This window comes from Micromonospora sp. CNZ322 (assembly GCF_007827755.1).
The window spans coordinates 44,686-65,274 of sequence record NZ_VITD01000024.1 but is presented as its reverse complement, the minus strand read 5'-3'; the positions used below and the strand labels follow the sequence as shown (position 1 = coordinate 65,274).

Below are 20,589 nucleotides of genomic sequence, written 5' to 3'. Positions count from 1 at the left end.
ACACGGTCGGTGGATGTGAGTTGTCCACCTGACGACATGTCGCCGCTGCGGCGGCTGGCGACTAGTGACCTGGTGACACGCTCCGACGCAGACTCCGATCGGCCCTCATCTACGGATGGCGGGCCTGGAGGAGTAGAGGAGCACATCGCATGCACTGGTCCCCACGCTGGCTCGCCGTCGGCGCGGTCGGCGCGTTGGTGGTCGGAGTCGCCGCACCGGCGTCCGCCGACCCGCCCGCCCGGCCCACCGGCCCGACGTCGGGCACGCCCGCCCAGCACGCACCCGTCCGCATCACCCTGATCACCGGAGACCAGGTCGAGCTCGCGCCCGCGGCGCCGGGCCGGGTCGCCGCCACTGTCCGCCCGGGACCCGGGCGCGAGCGCGTCATCTTCCAGACCCTGGAGGTCGACGGCCGGCTGCGGGTGCTGCCCAGCGACGCCCTGCCCTACGTTTCGAGCGGGGTCCTCGACGTCAACCTGTTCGACGTGCAGGAGTTGGCCGCCGACGGATACGGCGACGCCGCGCAGGGCGCGTTGCCACTGATCGTGCGCTACCAGGAGCAGGCGGCCGGGCGGGTCAAGCCGCTTGCCGGTGCCACCGACGCCCGGCCGCTGGAGAGCATCAACGGCGCGGCGCTGCGGGTCGGCAAGGGGGCCCTCGGCGATCTGTGGACCACGCTCGCCGGTACGCCGGCCAGCCGGACCACGACTGCCGCCGCGCCCCGGCTGGGTGCTGGCATCGCCCGTATCTGGCTGGACGGGCGAGTCCGCCCGGCGCTGGAGCACTCCGTGCCGCAGATCGGCGCCCCGACGGCCTGGGCGGCCGGGCGCGACGGTGCCGGCGTGAAGGTGGCGGTGCTCGACACCGGTGTCGACGCCACCCACCCCGACCTGGCCGGTCGGGTCGCCGAGGCGCAGGACTTCTCCGGCAGCGGCAGCGCCCGCGACGGGCACGGCCACGGCACCCACGTGGCCGCCACCATCGCCGGCAGCGGTGCGGCGTCCGACGGGCTACGCAAGGGCGTCGCCCCGGGCGCGCGGTTGCTGGTCGGCAAGGTGCTCGACGACGGTGGCTCCGGCTACAGCTCGTCCATCATCGCGGGCATGGAGTGGGCCGCCCACTCCGGCGCGAAGGTGGTCAGCATGAGCCTCGGCGGCGACCCCACCGACGGCACCGACCCGATGAGCCAGGCGGTGAACGACCTGACCGCCGAGACCGGCGCGCTGTTCGTGGTTGCCGCCGGCAACTCGGGCGCCGCGCGTACCGTCGGCGCGCCCGGCGCGGCCGCGGCGGCGCTCACCGTCGGCGCGGTGGACCGTGCCGACAACCTGGCGGAGTTCTCCAGCCGGGGCCCGCGCCTCGGCGACAACGGCCTCAAGCCCGAGATCACCGCGCCGGGCGTCGGCATCGTCGCCGCCCGGGCCGCCGGCACCGCCATGGGTACGCCGGTGGACGACGGGTACACGACCGCGTCCGGCACCTCTATGGCCACTCCGCACGTGGCCGGAGCGGCGGCGATCCTCGCCCAGGAACACCCCGACTGGGCCGCCGCGAAGCTCAAGGACGCGCTGGTCAGCACCACGAAGGCGAACCCGGCGCTGACCGTCTTCGAGCAGGGCGGCGGTCGGGTCGACGTGGCGCGGGCGCTCGGCCAGAAGGTGTACGCCTCGGCCACCGCAGACTTCGGCCGGATCTCCACCGGCGGTGCGGCGGTCGAGCGGACCGTGACGTACACCAACGGCACGCAGGCCGCGCAGACCCTGCGACTGGCCCTGGAACTTAGCAACCTGGACACCGGTGCGGCCGAGACCGACGGGGTCACCGTGACCTCCGGCGAGGTGACAGTGCCGGCGGGTGGCAGCGTGGCCGTGCCGCTGCGCGCCGACCCGGCGAAGCTGGGCCGGGGCCCGCATGGTGGCTGGCTGGTGGCGACAGGCACGGACGGTGTGGCCGTACGGACCCCGGTCGGGCTCACCGTCAGCGGTCCCGTGCACCAACTCACCATCAAGCTGCTGGACCGGCAGGGTCAGCCGGGCCTCTCGCCGGGGTTGACCGTCTTCGGTGAGCAGCCCGAGTCGGACTTCTGGGGCATGTGGGGTGGCGAGGGCACCCTGGAGGTCGAGGAGGGCACGTACGTGCTGACCGCGCTGATGACGCACGGCGTCCCCCTGGACGAGCAGATGACCCAGATCATCGAGCCAGAGGTGACCGTCGACCGGGACCTGACCGTGGTGCTCGACGCGCGCAAGGGCACGCCGGTGCGGATCGAGACGCCGAAGCCCAGCGAGCAGCAGGCCACGCTCAGCTACTACGTGCACCGGGTGCTGGGCAACGGCCGGCAGATCGACCACGGCGTGATGGCCTACAGCACCGTTCAGCAGGTCAACGTCACGCCGACCCGCCAGGTGCGCCAGGGCGAGTTCGAGTTCGCCTCACGGTGGCAGCTCGTCGCGCCCATGGTGGACGCGACGATCAGCGGGGTGTCCGGTCCGTCGGACATCAACCTGCTGGGCACGTCGCCGGCGCCGACCGGTCGGCGGAAGCTGCCGCTGGTCTGGGCCGGCACCGGCACCCCCGCCGAGCTGACCCGGGTGCGGGGCGCCGCCGTGCTGCTCGGCGCCGACCCGAACCGCTCGGAAGAGGAGCAGGTGGCCGCCGCCGCGGCAGCCGGCGCCGCCGCGGTGCTGATCGTCCGGCCAGAGGACCAGAGCGCGTGGACGGTCTGGCGGCCCACCGGAGAGCGGCTGCCGATCCCGTCGATGGTGGTGGCGTACGACGACGGGCAGCGGCTGATCGCGGCGGCGCGCAAGGGTCGGGCGACGCTGGACCTGACGCTGACCGTGGACAGCCCCTACCTGTACGACGTGTGGCAGGTGTCGAAGGGTCGGGTGCCGGAGCGTGTCGTGCACACGGTGACCGCCAAGAACACCGCCGAGGTGACCGCGAGCTACGGCGACATGGGTGCCGGCTGGGCCACCGAGGAGCGGTTCGGCTGGCGTCCGTGGCAGGAGTACGCCTGGAACGACGACCAGCGCATGGTCCGCAACGGCACCACCCGGCAGGAGTTCGTCAGCGCCGGGGACTCCTGGTGGCAGCAACGGGTGCTGCACAAGCAGATGTTCATGCAGTGGGGACAGCTGGCCGGTGGCCTGACCCAGCAGCCCCGGCGTTACGCCGCCGACGACCGGGTGACCGAGACCTGGCACGCGCCGGTGCTCCGTCCGGCCGTCCCGGCCCGCGGGGCGCCGGTGCCCACCCGCACCGGTGACAACCTGGAGTTGCGGGTGCCCGAGTTCGTCGACGCCGAGGGGCACTACAGCGTGGCCGGCGAGAGCGAGGAGTCGGACACCGTCACGGCGCGGGTCAGCCGCAACGGGCAGCAGATCGCGGACCTCTCCGAGGGCTGGGCGTCGGTGCCCACGACCGCCGGGGCTGCCCGCTACCGCCTGGACGTCTCCACCCAGCGGTCCTCGGCCGAGTGGCGTTACGGCACGCGGACCGACACGGCCTGGGAGTTCACCTCGGCCCGGCCGGCGGGCGACGCCGCCAAGGCGTTGTCGCTGCTCCAGGTGGACTACCGGGTGCCGGCCGACCTGCGCGGCACGGTACGCGGCAACCGGCCGCACCAGCTGGGGCTGACCCTGCGGCAGCCGGCCGGGGTGCCGGCGCCGGCCGGTGCAGGCGTCCGGGTGCAGGTCTCCTTCGACGGGGGCGTCACCTGGCGCAACGCGCCGACCACGGGGTCGGGCACCCGGTACACCGCGACAGTGCCGGCGGGACGCGGAACGGTGTCGCTGCGGGTGCACGCCGCCGACCGGGCCGGGAACACCGTCGACCAGACGGTGCTGCAGGCGTACGGGCTGCGCTGATCGGGCGGGGCGGGGCGGCCTGGCCGTCCCGCCCTTCCGGTTGAGGGTCCGCCGTCGGTCGACGGCGGACCCTCACGCGTCAGAGCCAGCCGCGTCGGGCCACCTGGAACGCCAACCCGGGCCGGGTGTCCACGCCGGCGGCGGCCATCAGGTCGGCGATCCGCCGTTGCACGGTCCGCCGGCTCACCCCGAGCTGGGAGGCGATGGACTTGTCCGGTACGCCCGCCACGAACAGCGACAGCAGCCGGGCCTCGTCGGCGTCGGGTTGGTACCCGTCGCCCGGCTGGTCGGCGGGCTCCGGCCGTCGAGCCTCGGGGGCCGTGACGGCGAGGGGGTCGTCGAGGCGCAGCCGGGTGGCCACCCGCCAGTGGCTCTCGAAGAGGGCGAGCAGCGCGTCGAGCAGTTGACTACGGCCGATCACGGCGGCGCTCGGTTCGCCGCCGTCGCGGTCGGGCACCAACGGGCAGATGGCCGTGCGGGCGTCCACGATGGCCAGTCGGACCGGCAGCCGGTCCAGGACGCGGGCCTGCTCCCCGGCGGCGACCCCCTTGGCCAGGTCGGCCAACGCGCCCGGCTCCAGCAGCAGGTCACGCTCGTAGATGGCCCGGTAGCTCACCCCACGGGCCAGCGCGTCGAACTCCTCGACATTCTCCGGGCCGGCCATGGCGAGGGGATTGGCCCGGCAGAACCAGAGCACCTCGGTACGCGCCGAGTTCTGCAGGTCGCGCAGCCGGTCCCGCAGAACCCGGGCGCCGGTGATCACCTCGACCAGGTGGTCGACGTGGTGTCGGCGCAGCCCGGAGCGGTACTCCTCGGCCAGTTGGGTGACCAGTCGGCGGGCCGACTCCAGGTCCTCCTGACGTCGCAGCAGCGTCCCGCCGAGGGCGACGTCCGGGGCGGTCGGGCGCAGCGGGGCGTCCGGGTCGTTGTCGCTGCGCTGCACGAGGCCCTTGCCGCGCAGCGCCTCGACCTGGGCGACGACCTGCTCACGGGGCCGGTGCAGGCGACTGGCCAACTCGTCGATGCGGGCCGTGGTGAGCTGGAGCAGGCAGCGGTAGAGCTCCTCCTCAGCCGAGGTCAGGCCGATCACGTCCAACACGGGGCAGAACTGTACGTCGGCCGGGTACGGGCCGTACCCGGGCCCGTCGGCTGGTCAAGTGTCGGGCCTCGCGTCTACTGTCGGTGGCTGTGCTGGAAGAGCTGCGCATCACCGGACTGGGCGTCATCGAAGACACCACGCTGCCGTTGACCGGCGGCATGAACGTCATCACCGGCGAGACCGGTGCGGGCAAGACGATGGTGGTCACCGGCCTCGGCCTGCTCTTCGGCGGCCGGGCCGACGCCGGGCGGGTCCGCGCCCAACCCGGCCGTGCTGTGGTGGAGGGGCGGCTGCGGCTGCACGGGCGGGTCGCCGACGCCGTGCACGCGCGGATCATCGAGGCCGGCGGCGAACCCGACGAGGACGGGTCGGTGCTGCTGAGCCGCACGGTGACGGTGGAGGGGCGCTCACGCGCCCACGTCGGCGGCCGCAGCATGCCGGTGTCGATGCTCGGTGAGGTCGGCGAGCAGGCGGTCGCCGTGCACGGCCAGTCCGACCAGCTGCGGCTGCTGCGCCCGGCCGAGCAGCGGGCCGCACTGGACCGGTTCGCCGGCCCCGCGCACGAGAAGCTGCTCGACGCGCTGCGCGAGGCGTACACGGGGTGGCGTCGGGTCGTCGACGACCTGGCCGACCGGCGGCGCAACGCCCGCGAGCGCAACCAGGAGGCCGACCTGCTGCGGTTGGGCCTCGACGAGATCACCCGGGTCGATCCGCAGCCGGGTGAGGACGACGAGCTGAAGACCGAGGCGCAGCGGCTGGAGCACGCCGAGGGCCTGCGGACGGCCGCGCAGATCGCCCAGCAGTGCGTGGCCGGTGGCGCGGAGGCCGCCGAGGAGACCCCGGACGCGGCGGCGCTGCTCGGCACCGCCCGGCGGACCCTGGAGGCGCAGTCCGGCACCGACCCGGCGCTCGGTGAGCTGGCGGCCCGCCTGGAGGAGGCGGCCACGCTGGTCACCGACGTGTCTGCGGAGCTGTCGGCGTACCTGGCGACGCTGGACGCGGACCCGGCCCGGTTGCAGCACGTCTACGAGCGGCGGGCGGCGCTGCGCGCGTTGACCCGCAAGTACGCCGACGACGTCGACGGGGTGATCGCCTGGGCCGATCGGGCGCGCACCCGACTGTCCGACCTGGACATGTCCGACGACGTGCTCGACGAGTTGGAGAGGGAGGGCCAGCGGCTCGCCGTCGAGGTGGCCGACCTGGCCGGGCGGGTGTCCACCTCCCGGCAGGAGGCGGCGATCCGCTTCGCCGACCAGGTCACCGTCGAGCTGGCCGGGCTGGCGATGCCGCACGCGCGGATCGAGGTGGCGGTGCTGCCCCGTCCGGCCGGGCGTGCCGAGCCGACGCTTGCGGTCAACGGCGTCGAGGTGGGTGTCACGCCGGACGGCGGTGACGAGGTGGAGCTGCGGTTGCTGGCCCACCCGGGCGCGCCGTCGCTGCCGTTGCAGCGCGGTGCCTCCGGCGGTGAGCTGTCCCGGGTGATGCTCGCCATCGAGGTCGTGTTCGCCGGCTCCGGTGGCCCGCCCACGTTGGTCTTCGACGAGGTCGACGCGGGGGTCGGCGGGCAGGCGGCGGTGGAGATCGGCCGCCGGCTGGCCCGGCTGGCCCGCAGTCACCAGGTGCTGGTGGTCACGCACCTGCCGCAGGTGGCCGCGTTCGCCGACCGGCACCTGGTGGTGGCGAAGGACACCGGCGGCGCGGTGACGACCAGCGGCGTGCGGGTGGTGGAGGACACCGAGCGGGCTCGGGAATTGGCGCGCATGCTGGCGGGTTTGCCCGATTCAGATCTGGGTATCGCCCACGCCGAGGAGCTTTTGGCAGTGGCCGCCAAGGAAAGGCGGTTGTGACGCCGCGTATTGTGAGCGCAAGCACACCGGCTTGTGCCGGTGTGTGCTTCCCTGGGTAGGCGGCCCTGCTCAGGCATGTCGCGACAGAAAAGCCTGCCTCACATGCCAGGATGGTCACGATGCGTCTACCCACGTTGCGCCGGAACCGGAACTCCGAACCGGGCAGAGTCCTCGGCACCGCGCGCCTTGATCGCCGGACGAAACGCCTGGTCGGTCGGCTGCGCCCCGGTGACATCGCGGTCATCGACCACGTCGACCTGGACCGGGTGGCGGCCGACTCGCTCGTCGCCGTCGGGGTCGCGGCGGTGCTCAACGCCAAGCCCTCGGTCTCCGGCCGTTACCCGAACCTCGGCCCGGAGGTGTTGATCGCCGCCGGCATTCCGCTCCTCGACGACCTGGGGGAGGGCGTCTTCGAGCGCATCCGCGAGGGCGACCAGGTGCGCATCGAGGGCAACACGGTCTTCGCCGGTGACGAGCCGGTGGCCCACGGCAACCTTCAGGACGCCGAGTCGGTCGGCAAGGCGATGGCGGACGCCCGGGAGGGTCTGTCGGTGCAGTTGGAGGCGTTCGCCGCCAACACGATGGACTACCTGCGCCAGGAACGCGACCTGCTGCTCGACGGTGTCGGAGTGCCGGACATCGAGACTCAGATGCAGGGTCGGCACTGCCTGATCGTGGTGCGCGGCTACGACTACAAGGCCGACCTGGACGTGCTGCGCCCGTACATCCGGGAGTTCAAGCCGGTGCTCATCGGCGTTGACGGCGGCGCGGACGCCCTGGTCGAGGCCGGCTACACCCCCGACATGATCATCGGCGACATGGATTCGGTCACCGACGACGTGCTGCGCTGCGGCGCCGAGGTGATCGTGCACGCGTACCCGGACGGGCGTGCGCCCGGCCTGCCCCGGGTCAACGGCCTCGGTGTGCCGGCGATCACCTTCCCGGCCGCGGCGACCAGCGAGGACCTGGCCATGCTGCTCGCCGACGAGAAGGGCGCCTCGCTGCTGGTCGCGGTCGGCACCCACGCCACTCTCGTCGAGTTCCTCGACAAGGGCCGTGGCGGGATGGCCTCGACGTTCCTGACCCGGCTGAAGGTCGGCGGCAAGCTGGTCGACGCCAAGGGGGTGAGCCGGCTCTACCGGCAGAGCATCTCCGGCTCGTCGCTGTTGCTGCTGGTGCTGTCGGCGATCGCGGCGATGGCGTCCGCGGTGGCCGTGTCGACCGTCGGGAAGGCGTACCTGGGCGTGGTCGCCGAGTGGTGGGACAATTTCGTGTTCCAGCTGTACCGGCTTTTCTAGTTCCCGACCGATCAAGAGGCTGCAAGCGTGATCAACTTCCGCTACCACGTGGTGTCCCTCACCGCGGTCTTCCTGGCTCTGGCGATCGGCCTGGTGGTCGGCACAGCCGCCCTCAACGGCCCGGTCGCCGACTCGCTCGAGGGGCAGGTCACCGGGCTCCGCAAGGACAACCAGCATTGGCGTCAGACGGTCAGCAACATGGAGAAGCAACTCGCGCTGGAAGAGGAGTTCGCCGAGGAGACCTCCCAGCTCCTCCTGCCCGACACCCTCACCGCGCGTCGGGTCGTGGTGCTCAGCCTGCCCAACGGGCGCGACCACACCGAGAGCGTGCTCAAGAAGCTCCAGCTCGCCGGAGCCACCATCACCGGCCAGGTCGACCTCCAGGACAAGTTCATCAACCCGGACAACAACTCCAACCTGCTGGAGTTGGCCGTCACCGCCGCCCGCCCGACCGCGCAGACCACCGGCCTGCCGGGCAACGGGCACGGCGTGGAGACCTCCAGCGCGCTGCTGGCCAGCGTCCTGCTGGACCGGCCCCAGGGCATCGCGCCGGTCAGTGACGCCGACCGGCGGGCGGTGCTCGCCGCCTACAACAACGCCGGCTACCTGACCACCGACAGCAACAAGGTCACCGCCTCGGCGGAGGCGGTCGTCGTGGTCAGTGGTCAGCCGTACGTCGACAAGGACTCCGACAAGCGGGACGAGTCGGTCGTCAACGTCGCCGAGCAGTTCGACCGCACCGGGGCGATCGTGGTGGCCGGCAACGGTTCCGTCGGCGGCAACCTGGTCGGTGTGGTGCGGGGCGACCCGGTGCTCGCCCAGACCATCTCCACGGTCGACAACGCCAACACGGTGCAGGGCCAGGTGGTCACGGCCCTCGCCCTGGTGCAGCAACTCACCGAGAAGAAGGCCGGGCAGTACGGCGTCGGCGACAACGCCGCGTCGCTGCTGCCTAGACTGCCCCAGTGAGCGAACGACGTACCCCCGTGTCCGGATCCGACCAGGTGGCGCGTGACCGAGCCAGCGAGGTGACGGCGTGAGCGCCCTGGGCCGGCTGTTGATCGCCGGCGCGGGCGCCGCGGCGGCCCGCTACGCGCTGCGTGAGGCGCGCACCTCGCCGGCCGGGCCCGCGTTGGAGCGCACCAACTTCCGTGGCCGCACGGTGAGCCTGGCCGCCGGGCCGGCGCTCGCCGCCGGCGCGGCCGCCGCCGGCGCGTTCGGTGCCACCGGCGGCGCCGCCGGTGGGGCCGCCCTGGTCGCCGGTCTCGGCGCGGGCGGCGTCGGGCTGTACGACGACGTGGTCGGCGCGCGGCCGGAGCAGAAGGCGGCCAAGGGCTTCGCCGGGCACCTCGCCGCCCTGCGCCAGGGGCGGGTCACCGCCGGTCTGGTCAAGGTCGTCGGGGTGGGCGCCGCCGGGCTGGGCGCCGCCGCGCTGCTCGCCGCCGACCCCCGGGTCGCCGCGCACCCGCGCCGGCAGCGGCACGGTGCGTTCGGCCGGGGTGTCGACGTGCTGCTCGGCGCCGGCGTGATCGCCGGCACGGCCAACCTGCTCAACCTGCTCGACCTGCGGCCGGGCCGCGCCCTCAAGTCCGGGCTGCTGCTCGCGACGCCGCTGACCGGCGGCCCGCAGGGCGGGATCGCCGCGGGCGCGGCCGGCGCCGCCGCCGGCCTGCTCCGCGACGACCTGGCCGAGGACGTGATGCTCGGCGACAGTGGCGCGAACGCGCTCGGGGCGGTGCTCGGCGTCGCGCTCGCCGCCCGTACCGGCCCGCTCGGCCGGGCCGGTCTGCTCGCCGTCCTCGCCGGGCTCACCGCCGCCAGCGAGAAGGTCAGCTTCACCGCGGTGATCCAGCGGACCCCGGGGCTACGCGAACTCGACGCACTGGGCCGACGCGCCGACTGACGTGACCAGACCGGCACCCCTCGCCGGCGCCGGCCGGCTGGCCGGGGCAGCCGCGCTCATCGCCGTCCTCACAGTGGCCAGCCGACTCGCCGGCTTCGGCCGCACCGCCGTGTTCACGTGGGTGGTCGAGCAGAGCGACCTGGGCGGCATGTACGTCATCGCCAACACGGTGCCGAACATCGTCTTCGAGATCGTCGCCGGCGGGGCGTTGGCCAGCCTGGTCGTGCCACTGCTGGCCGGGGCGGTTGCGGCGGAGGACCGGCGGACGGTGGCGGCGACCACCGGCGCCCTGCTCACCTGGACGGTGAGCCTGCTGGTTCCCCTCGCCGTGCTCGTCGCCCTGTTCGCCGACCCGATCATCTCGGTGATCAGCGAGGGACGTTCGGCGTCGGAACTCGCCGCCGGTGCCCGGATGCTGCGCGTGTTCGCCCCGCAGTTGCCGCTCTACGGGATCGGCATCGTGCTCACCGGCGTCCTCCAGGCACACCGACGCTTCGCCTGGCCCGTCATCGCGCCGCTGCTGTCCAGCCTCACAGTGGTCGTCGTCTACGTGGCCTTCGGCGCCGCCCAGGGTCGGGGCGTGTCCGTGGCCCAGGTCGGCCGCAGCGGCGAACTGCTCCTCTCCGGCGGCACCACCCTGGGCGTGGTCGTGTTGTCGCTCTCGCTGCTGATCCCGCTGCGGCGGTTGCGGCTACGGCCCCGGTTCGGCTACTCCTTCACCGCTGACGCGCGGGCCCGTATCGGTGGGCTCGCCACGGCCGGCGCGGTGACGGTGGCGGCACAGCAGGTCGCGCTCCTGGTGGTGCTGAACCGGGTCTCCGGTGGCCCCACCGGGTCCCCACAGGTGTTCAACCTGGCCCAGGCGATCTACCTGTTGCCGTGGGCGGTCCTCGCCGTGCCGCTGGCGGTGGCGTCCTACCCCACCCTGGCCACCGCCAGCGCCGCCGGTGACGAGGACGGTTACCGACGGACCCTCTCCAGCGCGGTGCGTGGTGTGCTGCTCTTCAGCTGCCTGGGCGCCGCGGCGTTGATCGGTACCGCGCAGCCGATCGCTGCGCTCTTCTACCCGGACAATCCGGCGTCCACCGCGGCGGCCATCAGCGGATTCGCGCCAGGTCTGCTCGGCTACGGCTTGTTCGCGATCCTGTCCCGCGCGTTGTACGCGCGCGGCGACACCCGGTCGGCGACCGTGGCGATCACCCTCGGCTGGCTGGTTGTTCCGGCCGCGGCGCTGCCGTTGACGGCGCTGCTCCCCACCGCCGACCGGGTGCTCGCGGTGACGTCCGCGAACTCGGTGGGGATGCTGGTGCTCGGCGCCCTGCTGCTCGTGGCGGTGCTGCGCAGCGCCGGCCGTCCCGCCCTCGCGGGAGCGGCACGGGCCGGAGCGGCCGGTGGCCTCGCCGGTGTGCTCGCCGGGCTCGCCGGGCTGGGCCTCAGCCGTTGGCTCGACCAGTCGGACGGCGGCACCCCGACGACGGCGGCGGCGTTCGGTCAGGGCATGCTGTCCGGGGTTCTGGTTGGGGTTGTGTTCCTCGCCGTGGTCTGGTTCGTCGACCGGCGGGACGTACAGCCACTGCTCGCCGGGGTGCTGCGGCGTCTGGGCCGGCGGGGGCCGTCCGGCGGTGCGCCGACACCGGGCGCGGGCTCTGCGGAGCGGGGCGACGGGAAGGAGACGGCGAGGCGATGACTGAGCCAGCTCAGCCTGCCAACTGGTCGGGCACCGTCGCGTTGGTGCTCGCGTCCAGCACCGGTGGGGTCGGCCAGCACGTCCGTTCGGTGGCCCGGGGCCTCGTCGCGGGCGGCACGACCGTCCTGGTCTGCGGGCCCGCCGCCACTGAGGAGCAGTTCGACTTCACCGGTGTCGGTGCGCGGTTCGAGCCGGTGGAGATCCCGGCCAGCCCGACTCCGGCCGACGCGCGGGCGGTGCTCGCGCTGCGCCGGGCGCTCGCCGCCGCTCACGTCGACGTGGTGCACGCGCACGGCCTGCGGGCCGGGTTGGTGGCCGTGCTGGCCCGTCCGGCCGCCCCGCTGATCGTCACCTGGCACAACGCGGTGCTCGCGGGGGGACTGCGGGGCGGTGTGTCCCGGCTCGTCGAACGGGTGGTGGCCCGGGGCGTCCGGGTGGCGCTCGGCGCCTCCGAGGACCTGGTGCGACGGGCCGCCGCTGTGGGTGCCGCCGACGCCCGGCTCGCCCCGGTGGCCGCGCCGACGCTGCCCGCGCCGCGTCGACGCCCAGCGGCGGTACGCGCCGAGTTCGGCGTCCGTCCGGACCAGCCGTTGATCGTCTCGGTCGGTCGGTTGCACCCGCAGAAGCGCTACGACGTGCTGATCGACGCGGCGGCCCGCTGGCGGACGCGTACCCCGCCGCCGGTCGTGGTGATCGCGGGCAGCGGGCCGGCGTATCTGCCGCTCGCCGCGCGGACCTCGGCCGCCCGCGCCCCGGTGACCCTGCTGGGGCACCGCACCGACGTGGCCGACCTCCTCGCCGGCGCCGACCTGGCGGTGGTGACCAGCGACTGGGAGGCGCGACAGCTCTTCGCCCAGGAGGCGCTGCGCGCCGGCGTGCCGCTGGTGGCCACCGCTGTCGGTGGGCTGCCGGACCTGGTCGGTGACGCCGCCACGCTGGTTCCCGCCGGTGACGTGGACGCGGTCGACGCGGCCGTACGCGCGTTGCTGGACGACCCGGCGGCGCGGGCGGAGTTGGGCCGGCGTGGCGCCGAACGGGCGGCGACGTGGCCGACCGAGGCGGACACCGTCGCCACGCTTGCCGCCCTCTACGCCGAGCTGGCCGGGAATCCCGGCGGTCCGGCGGCCGCCCCGGGCTCCGACGCCCCGAGAACGGGACACCGGTGATGCTGCGCCGAATCGCCCCCGCCCTGTTGACAGTGCTCGTGGTGGCGCTGGGCGTCACCGCGCTCGCCGCCCGCCCGCCCCAGGGCACCCCGCAACGCACCGCCGACTTCGTGGTGCTCGCCGGGATCGCCGGGCTGCGCTGGGAGGACGTGGATCCGCAGAGCACCCCGACGCTGTGGCGGATGGCTCAGGACGGCTCGATTGGCTCACTGTCGGTGCGTTCCGCGCACCGGCCCACCTGCCCGGTGGACGGCTGGCTGACCCTCGGCGCGGGCAGCTTCGCCGCGTGGAACGGCAGCCGGTCGGTCGACGGTTGCCCGTCGGCGGGGGTGACAGTGGAACAACCGGACGGCATCGGCGCGAACCTGCCCGACCAGGAGGGCGTGGTCCAGTACAACCAGCAGCGGCTGCCCTGGGGCGCCCTGCCCGGCTCGTTGTCCGAGTCGGTGCGGTGCTCCGTCGCCGTCGGCCCGGGCGCGGCAGTGGCCGCCGCCCGACCGTTCGGCCGCGTCGACCGGTACGCCTCGGGGCTGCCGGCCGACCCGCGGCCGCTGCTCGGCTCGTGTGTGCTGAGCATCGTCGACCTCGGCACTGTCGAGGGGGCCGACCCGGCCACCCGCGCCGAGGAGGCCCGCGCGGCGGACGCCGAGCTGGCCCGGGTGCTGGCGGCACGACCCCCACGGTCGTTGGTGATGGTCGCGGGGATCTCCGACACCACCCAGCCGGCCCGGCTGCACGTGGCGGTCGCCGACGGGCCGGGCTGGGAACGGGGGTGGCTCACCTCGGCCAGCACCGGCCGGGACGGGTACCTGCAACTTGTCGACCTCGCGCCGACCGCCCTCGCCGCGTTGGGCCGGCCCATGCCGGAGCGGCTCTTCCTCGGCCGCCCGGCGATCAGCACCGGCGGCCGCCCCGCCGACCTGACCGAGGCCATCAACGCGCCGGCGAACGCCGACCGGGAGGCGGCCGCCCAGCGCTCCGTCTCCGGGGCGTTCTTCGCGCTGCTCGCCGGGGCGCAGGTGCTGCTGGCGATCGCGATCCTGCCGCTGCTGCGCCGGGCCCGTCCGCACGCCGGCCCGGCAGGCCCGACGCCCGTCTCCGGGCGGATCGTGGCGGTGATGGAGCTGCTGCTGGTCGCCGTGGCGTTGACAGTGCCGGCGGCGCTGCTGGCCGACGCGGTGCCCTGGTGGCGCGGCGAGCACCCCGGGTGGATCTTCGCCGGGGTGACGGCGCTGCTGGTGGCCGCCGGCACCGCGGCGGTGCGGTTCGCCCCCGGGTACGCGAACACCCTCGGGCCGCTCGGAGCGGTGGCCGGCCTCACCACGCTCGTGGTCGGGCTGGACGTGCTCACCGGGGCCCGCCTCCAGCTCAACAGCGTGGTCGGCTACTCCGCGTTGCAGGGCGGCCGGTACGCCGGGCTGAGCACTGTGGGGTTGGGAGTGTTCCTCGCCGGTGCGCTGGTCACCGGCGGCTGGTTCGCCCAACGGGTGCACCGGGGCTGGCGGCCGGCGGTGATGGTGGCGGTGGGTGGCCTCGCGGTGGTGGTGGTCGGCAGCCCGTACCTGGGCGCCGACCCGGTCGGCGCGATCGCGCTCACCGCCGGGGTGAGCGTCGCCGCCGTGATCAGCGCCGGCGGCTGGTTGACGATCAGCCGGCTGGCCTGGGCCACCATGGCAGCGCTGGCGGTCGGTATCGGGTTCGCTGTGGTGGACCTGCGGCGTCCGCCGGGGGAGCGGGGCAGCCTGGGCCGGTTCCTCTCCGCGCTCGGCGACGGCACCGGCGGGTTCGCGGTGCACCGGTCCAGCACGGAGAACTTCGAGACGTTGGTCAACAGCCCGCTGACGGTGCTGGCGCTGGCCGGCGGGTTGCTGGTGTGGTTCGCCCTGTTGCAGCCGTGGGGTGGGCTGATGCGGCTGTTCGGCATCTACCCGGCGGTCCGGGCCGCGCTGGCCGGCACCGTGGTCGCTGCGGTGCTCGGTGGTGTGCTCGACGGCGCGGCCCTGGACGTGATGGGCGCTGCCGCCGCCCTGGTGGTGCCGATGGCGGCCCTGGCGTCGCTACGGGTGCTCGGGCACGCCGCGGACCGGACCCGCCCGGCAGCGGGCCGCTCCCGCGCCAACGGCGCCGACGACGACTCGGGGTCCGGCGGCGTCGGCCCGGTCGGTGGGGGTGACGGTCCGACCGGCGGCGGTGGGCCACTGGGCGCCGTGCACCCCCGCCCGATCACCGGCCCGTCCCCGAGCGCACCGGCGAAGGTCGCCCAACCGGCGTCGGACACTGCGGGCGAGCGCCACGGGGACGCCGACGAACCGGCCGAGCCGACCGCGAGCGGGTCGACGCCGGACGCCGATCCGACGGTGCCCGTAGCGCCCCGGCAGGTCTCCCGGTCATCGACGGAGGTTGCCGCGTCCTGAGCGCCGGGCCTCGCCCGGATGGCCCGGAGGTGTCGCAGCCGGGGTGCGGCCTGCGGGTACCCGCCCGGGAGGTGTTACCGTCGAATCCCGTGGATCGCGTGATCACTTTGCTGATCAAGCACGGCGGTCTGCATGACCGCGACAGACGACACGGGAGCAGGCCTTGGCCCCATCAGCACGGACGACCAGGCACATTTTCGTCACCGGGGGCGTCGCCTCCTCGCTGGGTAAGGGCCTCACCGCCTCCAGCCTCGGCAACCTGCTGACCGCGCGCGGGCTGCGCGTGGTGATGCAGAAGCTCGACCCCTACCTGAACGTCGACCCGGGGACGATGAACCCGTTCCAGCACGGTGAGGTCTTCGTCACCGAGGACGGCGCCGAGACCGACCTCGACGTCGGGCACTACGAGCGGTTCCTCGACCGGGCGCTGTCCGGCAAGGCGAACGTCACCACCGGGCAGATCTACTCCGACGTGATCGCCAAGGAACGGCGCGGCGAGTACCTGGGCGACACCGTCCAGGTCATCCCGCACATCACCAACGAGATCAAGTCGCGGATCCTGGCGATGGCCGACCCGGACGAGGACGGCCAGGTCCCCGACGTGGTGATCACCGAGGTCGGTGGCACGGTCGGCGACATCGAGTCGCTGCCGTTCCTGGAGGCGATCCGTCAGGTTCGCCACGACCTGGGCCGCGACAACTGCTTCTACCTGCACGTGTCGCTGGTGCCGTACCTGGCGCCCTCGGGTGAGCTGAAGACCAAGCCGACCCAGCACTCGGTGGCGCAGCTGCGCAACATCGGTATCCAGCCGGACGCGATCGTGCTGCGCTGCGACCGGGAGATCCCGGTGAAGCTCAAGGAGAAGCTGTCGCTCTACTGCGACGTGGACGCCGAGGCGGTCGTCGCCGCCCCGGACGCCCCGAGCATCTACGACATCCCGAAGGTGCTGCACCGGGAGGGGCTCGACGCGTACGTGGTGCGCCGGCTCGGCCTCTCCTTCCGGGACGTGGACTGGGCCAGCTGGGACGACCTGCTGGAGCGGGTGCACCGCCCCCGGCACACCGTCACCGTCGCTGTGGTCGGCAAGTACGTCGACCTGCCCGACGCGTACCTGTCGGTGAGTGAGGCGATCCGGGCGGCGGGCTTCGGCCACCGGGCCCGGGTGCAGCTGCGCTGGGTGCCCAGCGACGAGTGCGTCACCCCGGCCGGCGCCGCCGCGGCGTTGGCCGGCGTGGACGGCATCCTCATTCCCGGCGGCTTCGGCGTACGCGGCATCGAGGGCAAGATCGGCACCGCCCGGTACGCCCGCGAGGCCGGCATCCCGCTGCTCGGCCTCTGCCTCGGCCTGCAGTGCATGACCATCGAGGTGGCCCGGCACCTGGCCGACCTGGACGGCGCCAACTCGTTGGAGTTCGACGAGCAGGCGGCCCACCCGGTCATCGCCACGATGGCCGACCAGGAGGACATCGTCGCCGGTCGGGGCGACCTGGGCGGCACCATGCGGCTGGGCGCGTACCCGGCGACGTTGACCGAGGGCTCGATCGTCGCCGAGGCGTACGGCAGCACCGAGATCAGCGAGCGGCACCGGCACCGGTACGAGGTGAACAACGCCTACCGGGACGCGCTGACGAAGGCGGGCCTGCACATCTCCGGCACCTCGCCGGACGGCCGGCTGGTCGAGTTCATCGAACTGGACCGGAGCCTGCACCCGTTCTTCGTGGCCACCCAGGCGCACCCCGAGTTGAAGAGCCGCCCGACCCGTCCGCACCCGCTGTTCGCCTCGTTCGTCAAGGCCGCGGTGGCGTACTCGCAGGCCGACCAGCTGCCGGTCGACCTGGACGCGGCGGCGGAGGCCCCGACGACGCGCAAGGCCGCCCGCAACGGCGCCGCGACGAAGGCGTCGTCGGCCTCGTGAGCGAGCTGGAGCATCGCTACGAGGTGCGTTCCCGGGAGGAGCGGTACCGGGGGCGGATCTTCGACGTGGTCACCGAGGAGGTGACCATGCCGGGCGGTGGGACCGGGCTGCGGGACCTCGTCCGGCACGTCGGTGCGGTGGCCGTGGTGGCGCTCGACGACGCCGGCCAGGTGGTGCTGATCCGGCAGTACCGGCACCCGGTCGGTCGGCACCTGTGGGAGCTGCCCGCCGGTCTGATGGACGTCTCCGGCGAGGAGTTGCCGGCGGCCGCGCTGCGGGAGCTGGCCGAGGAAGCCGACCTCACCGCCGGGCGGGTCGACGTGCTTGTCGACCTGCACAGCTCGCCGGGGTTCACCAACGAGATCGTCCGGGTCTTCCTGGCCCGCGACCTCGGCGACGTGCCAGCCGACGAGCGGCACGAGCGCCACGACGAGGAGGCCGACCTCCAGGTCGTCCGGATCGACCTGGACGAGGCGGTCGCCATGGTCCTGGCCGGTGAGATCACCAACGCGTCCGCGGTGGCCGGGCTGCTGGCCGCGGCCCGCGCCCGGGACACCGGCTTCACGCAGCTGCGCCGGGCGGACGCGCCGCTGCCGCGCTGAGCGTCGCCGCCGGTCCAGCCCGGTGGGGAGTACGCGCCAAAGGGGCCCCGCGGTCAGCCGCGGGGCCCCTTTCACTGGTTGGTCTAGGAGTCGCGCAACGGACGGCCCTGCGCGTCCGTGCCGCCGTTGACCAGGATGAGGATGCCGTCGACGACGCCCCAGAGAGCGCCGACGCCGCAGGTCACCAGGCTCACGACGAGCTGGAGAACGGCGATCTTGGTGTGTCCGGTGTAGAACCGACCGGCACCGAAGGTGCCGAGCAGGATGCCGAGGATGCCCGCGACGATCTTGCTCTTGTCGGAGACGCCCTGGGGATACCCCGGCTGGGGGTACCCGGGCTGGTAAGGAGGAGTGGTCATGGGCGGACACATTAGTGATCCACTCGCCGGCTGTCCGCACCGGCGCCCGGCAGATGGGACGATAATAGTGAAACACTGTCCTGTTGGCTGAGGTGACGGTCGACCGCCGAATCCCGGCGGTGCCCTGACACTTCGTCAGGACACCCGGGCACCGGGTGTCACTGTGCTGGCTCGCGGCGGCACCGGGCGCGCCTAGACTGCCGCCGCAGGACCGGTGTACCGCGATGGCAAAGGGGCCGTCGTGGCACCGAGCAGTCGGGGGAGAGCAGCCCCGAAGAGAGGTGTCTGCATCGTGAAGGTCGGAATCCCACGCGAGGTCAAGAACCACGAGTACCGCGTGGCGATCACGCCAGCGGGTGTCAACGAGTTCACCCGCAGCGGCCACCAGGTCTTCGTCGAGTCCGGCGCCGGGGTTGGCTCCAGCATCACCGACGAGGAATTCGCCGCCGCCGGCGCGAAGATCCTCGCCACCGCCGACGAGGTGTGGGAGACCGCCGAGCTGGTGCTCAAGGTCAAGGAGCCGATCGCCGAGGAGTACCACCGGATGCGCGAGGGGCAGGTGCTCTTCACCTACCTGCACCTGGCCGCCTCCAAGGAGTGCACCGACGCGCTGATCGACCGCCGGGTCACCGGCATCGCGTACGAGACCGTCGAGCTGCCCGACCGGTCGCTGCCGCTGCTCGCCCCGATGTCCGAGGTGGCCGGCCGGCTCGCCCCGCAGGTGGGCGCCTTCTACATGATGCGTACCGGTGGTGGGCGCGGTGTGCTGCCCGGCGGTGTCTCCGGCGTGTACGCGGCCAAGACCGTGGTCATCGGCGCCGGCGTCTCCGGCATGAACGCCGCAGCGATCGCCCTGGGTCTGCAGTCCGAGGTGCTGCTGCTGGACAAGAACGTCGCCCGGCTGCGGCAGGCCGACGCCATCTACCGGGGCCACCTGCAGACCGTCGCCTCCAACGCCTACGAGGTCGAGCGCGCCGTGCTCGACGCCGACCTGGTCATCGGCGCGGTGCTGGTGCCCGGCGCGAAGGCCCCGACGCTGATCTCCAACGAGCTGGTCTCCCGGATGAAGCCGGGCAGCGTGCTGGTCGACATCGCCATCGACCAGGGCGGCTGCTTCGAGGACTCGCGCCCCACCACACACGCCGACCCGGTCTACAAGGTGCACGAGTCGATCTTCTACTGCGTCGCGAACATGCCCGGCGCGGTGCCGAACACCAGCACCTACGCCCTGACCAACGTCACCCTGCCGTACGCCCTGGAGCTGGCCAACCAGGGCTGGCGCGAGGCGCTGCGCAACGACCCGGCGCTGGCGCTGGGCCTCAACACCCACGCCGGTCAGGTCACCTACGGCCCGGTCGCCGAGGCGCACGGCATGGACGTGCTCCCGCTGGCCGACGCCCTGGCCTGAACGGTGGCGGGCTGACCGGCGGCACGGACTCCGCCGGCGTGGGCACACCACCCACGCCGGCGCTGCGCCGTGCCGTTCGCGGTTACCTCGACCACCTGACCGTCGAACGTGGCCTCTCCGCGAACACGCTCGCCTCGTACCGTCGGGATCTGGACCGCTATCTCGCCACCCTGGCCGATGCCGGCGTCACCGACCTCGCGTCGGTCGGCGCCGGCCTCGTCGAGTCGCACCTGGCGCGGCTGCGCGCCGGCGACGACGCGCACCCGCCCCTCGCCGTCTCCTCCGCCGCCCGCGCCGCCAGCGCGGTACGCGGCCTGCACCGCTTCGCGCTGCGCGAGGGCCTGGCCGGCGCCGACCCGAGCCGCGACGTCCGCCCGCCCACGCCGCCCCGCCGGCTGCCCCGGGCGCTACCTGTCGACGACGTGGTCCGGCTGCTGGAGACCGCCGGCCCGATCACCGCGACTGGCGACGACGCGCCCCTCGCGCTGCGCGACAGGGCGCTGCTGGAGTTCCTGTACGGCACCGGGGCGCGCATCTCCGAAGCGGTCGGCGCCGCCGTGGACGACCTCGACACCGACGACGGCACGGTGCTGCTGCGCGGCAAGGGCGGCCGGGTGCGGCTGGTGCCCATCGGCGGGTACGCCGTCGACGCCGTCCGCGCCTACCTGGTCCGGGCCCGCCCCGGGCTGGCCGCCGCCGGCCGGGGCACCCCGGCGGTGTTCCTCAACGCCCGCGGCGGCGCGCTGTCCCGCCAGGGCGCCTGGGGCATCCTGCGCCGCGCCGCCGACCGGGCCGGGCTGCCCGTCGACGGGCCGGCCGCGGTCTCCCCGCACACCCTGCGCCACTCCTACGCCACCCATCTGCTCGACGGCGGCGCCGACGTCCGGGTGGTCCAGGAGCTGCTCGGCCACGCCTCGGTGACCACCACCCAGGTCTACACGTTGGTCACCGTGGAGCGGCTGCGCGAGGTGTACGCCACCGCCCACCCGCGCGCCCAGGGCTGAACCGGTCGCTGTCGACGC

General features: G+C 73.8%; 14 protein-coding genes. 12 read left to right on the top strand and 2 right to left on the bottom strand.

From position 1 onward, the window contains the following. The first annotated feature begins 149 nt into the window (after window positions 1–149). On the top strand, window positions 150–3,869 hold the full coding sequence (locus FB453_RS33005; protein WP_145796570.1) for a S8 family serine peptidase: 3,720 nt from the start codon (window positions 150–152) through the stop codon (window positions 3,867–3,869). A gap of 79 nt (window positions 3,870–3,948) precedes the next feature. On the opposite strand, the gene FB453_RS33000 is transcribed toward FB453_RS33005, so the two are convergent. Further along, the gene (locus FB453_RS33000) at window positions 3,949–4,968 is read right to left on the bottom strand and encodes a helix-turn-helix domain-containing protein (RefSeq protein ID WP_112601172.1); all 1,020 of its coding nucleotides are present in this window, start codon (window positions 4,966–4,968) and stop codon (window positions 3,949–3,951) included. A gap of 89 nt (window positions 4,969–5,057) precedes the next feature. Between FB453_RS33000 and recN the strand changes: the two genes are divergently transcribed. The 9 genes from recN (at window position 5,058) to FB453_RS32955 (ending at window position 17,800) form a co-directional block, all read left to right on the top strand. Continuing rightward, window positions 5,058–6,815, top strand: a complete 1,758-nt coding sequence (gene recN / locus FB453_RS32995; RefSeq protein ID WP_145796594.1) for a DNA repair protein RecN — start codon at window positions 5,058–5,060, stop codon at window positions 6,813–6,815. A gap of 119 nt (window positions 6,816–6,934) precedes the next feature. Next, the gene (gene steA / locus FB453_RS32990) at window positions 6,935–8,113 is read left to right on the top strand and encodes a putative cytokinetic ring protein SteA (protein WP_112584268.1); all 1,179 of its coding nucleotides are present in this window, start codon (window positions 6,935–6,937) and stop codon (window positions 8,111–8,113) included. Window positions 8,114–8,140: 27 nt separating this feature from the next. Beyond that, a complete protein-coding gene (locus tag FB453_RS32985) occupies window positions 8,141–9,082 on the top strand; it encodes a copper transporter (protein ID WP_145796568.1) in 942 nt (313 codons plus the stop codon). Between the two features lie 67 nt (window positions 9,083–9,149). Next, a complete protein-coding gene (locus FB453_RS32980; protein ID WP_145796565.1) occupies window positions 9,150–10,016 on the top strand; it encodes a hypothetical protein in 867 nt (288 codons plus the stop codon). 1 nt (window position 10,017) lies between these two features. Next, window positions 10,018–11,703: a lipid II flippase MurJ gene (murJ, locus tag FB453_RS32975; RefSeq protein WP_145796563.1), complete on the top strand. Its 1,686-nt coding sequence runs from the start codon at window positions 10,018–10,020 to the stop codon at window positions 11,701–11,703. After that, window positions 11,700–12,869 carry a glycosyltransferase family 4 protein gene (locus FB453_RS32970; protein WP_145796561.1) on the top strand — a complete coding sequence of 390 codons (1,170 nt, stop codon included), beginning with the start codon at window positions 11,700–11,702 and terminating at the stop codon, window positions 12,867–12,869. Before murJ ends, FB453_RS32970 begins: the two co-directional genes overlap by 4 nt. Further along, entirely contained in the window at window positions 12,869–15,283 is a 2,415-nt protein-coding gene (locus FB453_RS32965) for a hypothetical protein (RefSeq protein WP_145796558.1), read from the top strand. The genes FB453_RS32970 and FB453_RS32965 overlap by 1 nt, the downstream gene beginning before the upstream one ends. Window positions 15,284–15,446: 163 nt before the next feature. Beyond that, window positions 15,447–17,198, top strand: coding sequence for a CTP synthase (pyrG, locus tag FB453_RS32960; RefSeq protein WP_091407255.1), 1,752 nt, complete (start codon window positions 15,447–15,449; stop codon window positions 17,196–17,198). Beyond that, on the top strand, window positions 17,195–17,800 hold the full coding sequence (locus FB453_RS32955) for an NUDIX domain-containing protein (protein ID WP_112584273.1): 606 nt from the start codon (window positions 17,195–17,197) through the stop codon (window positions 17,798–17,800). Before pyrG ends, FB453_RS32955 begins: the two co-directional genes overlap by 4 nt. Window positions 17,801–17,883: 83 nt before the next feature. Here FB453_RS32955 and FB453_RS32950 read toward each other — a convergent pair whose 3' ends face one another. Next, window positions 17,884–18,159, bottom strand: coding sequence for a TM2 domain-containing protein (locus tag FB453_RS32950; protein WP_181539390.1), 276 nt, complete (start codon window positions 18,157–18,159; stop codon window positions 17,884–17,886). A 292-nt stretch (window positions 18,160–18,451) separates the two neighbouring features. Here FB453_RS32950 and ald point away from each other — a divergent pair, with 292 nt between their 5' ends. Next, window positions 18,452–19,567, top strand: coding sequence for an alanine dehydrogenase (gene ald, locus FB453_RS32945; protein WP_112584275.1), 1,116 nt, complete (start codon window positions 18,452–18,454; stop codon window positions 19,565–19,567). 38 nt (window positions 19,568–19,605) lie between these two features. Continuing rightward, window positions 19,606–20,571 carry a site-specific tyrosine recombinase XerD gene (locus FB453_RS32940; RefSeq protein ID WP_091407245.1) on the top strand — a complete coding sequence of 322 codons (966 nt, stop codon included), beginning with the start codon at window positions 19,606–19,608 and terminating at the stop codon, window positions 20,569–20,571. The last annotated feature ends 18 nt before the right edge of the window (window positions 20,572–20,589 follow it).

Excerpts from the sequence above, each read along its gene's own strand:
- FB453_RS33005 (WP_145796570.1), top strand. The coding sequence starts at position 150 with ATGCACTGGTCCCCACGCTGGCTCGCCGTCGGCGCGGTCGGCGCGTTG.
- steA (WP_112584268.1), top strand. The coding sequence starts at position 6,935 with ATGCGTCTACCCACGTTGCGCCGGAACCGGAACTCCGAACCGGGCAGA.
- FB453_RS32970 (WP_145796561.1), top strand. The coding sequence starts at position 11,700 with ATGACTGAGCCAGCTCAGCCTGCCAACTGGTCGGGCACCGTCGCGTTG.
- FB453_RS32965 (WP_145796558.1), top strand. The coding sequence starts at position 12,869 with ATGCTGCGCCGAATCGCCCCCGCCCTGTTGACAGTGCTCGTGGTGGCG.
- FB453_RS32950 (WP_181539390.1), bottom strand. The coding sequence starts at position 18,159 with ATGACCACTCCTCCTTACCAGCCCGGGTACCCCCAGCCGGGGTATCCC.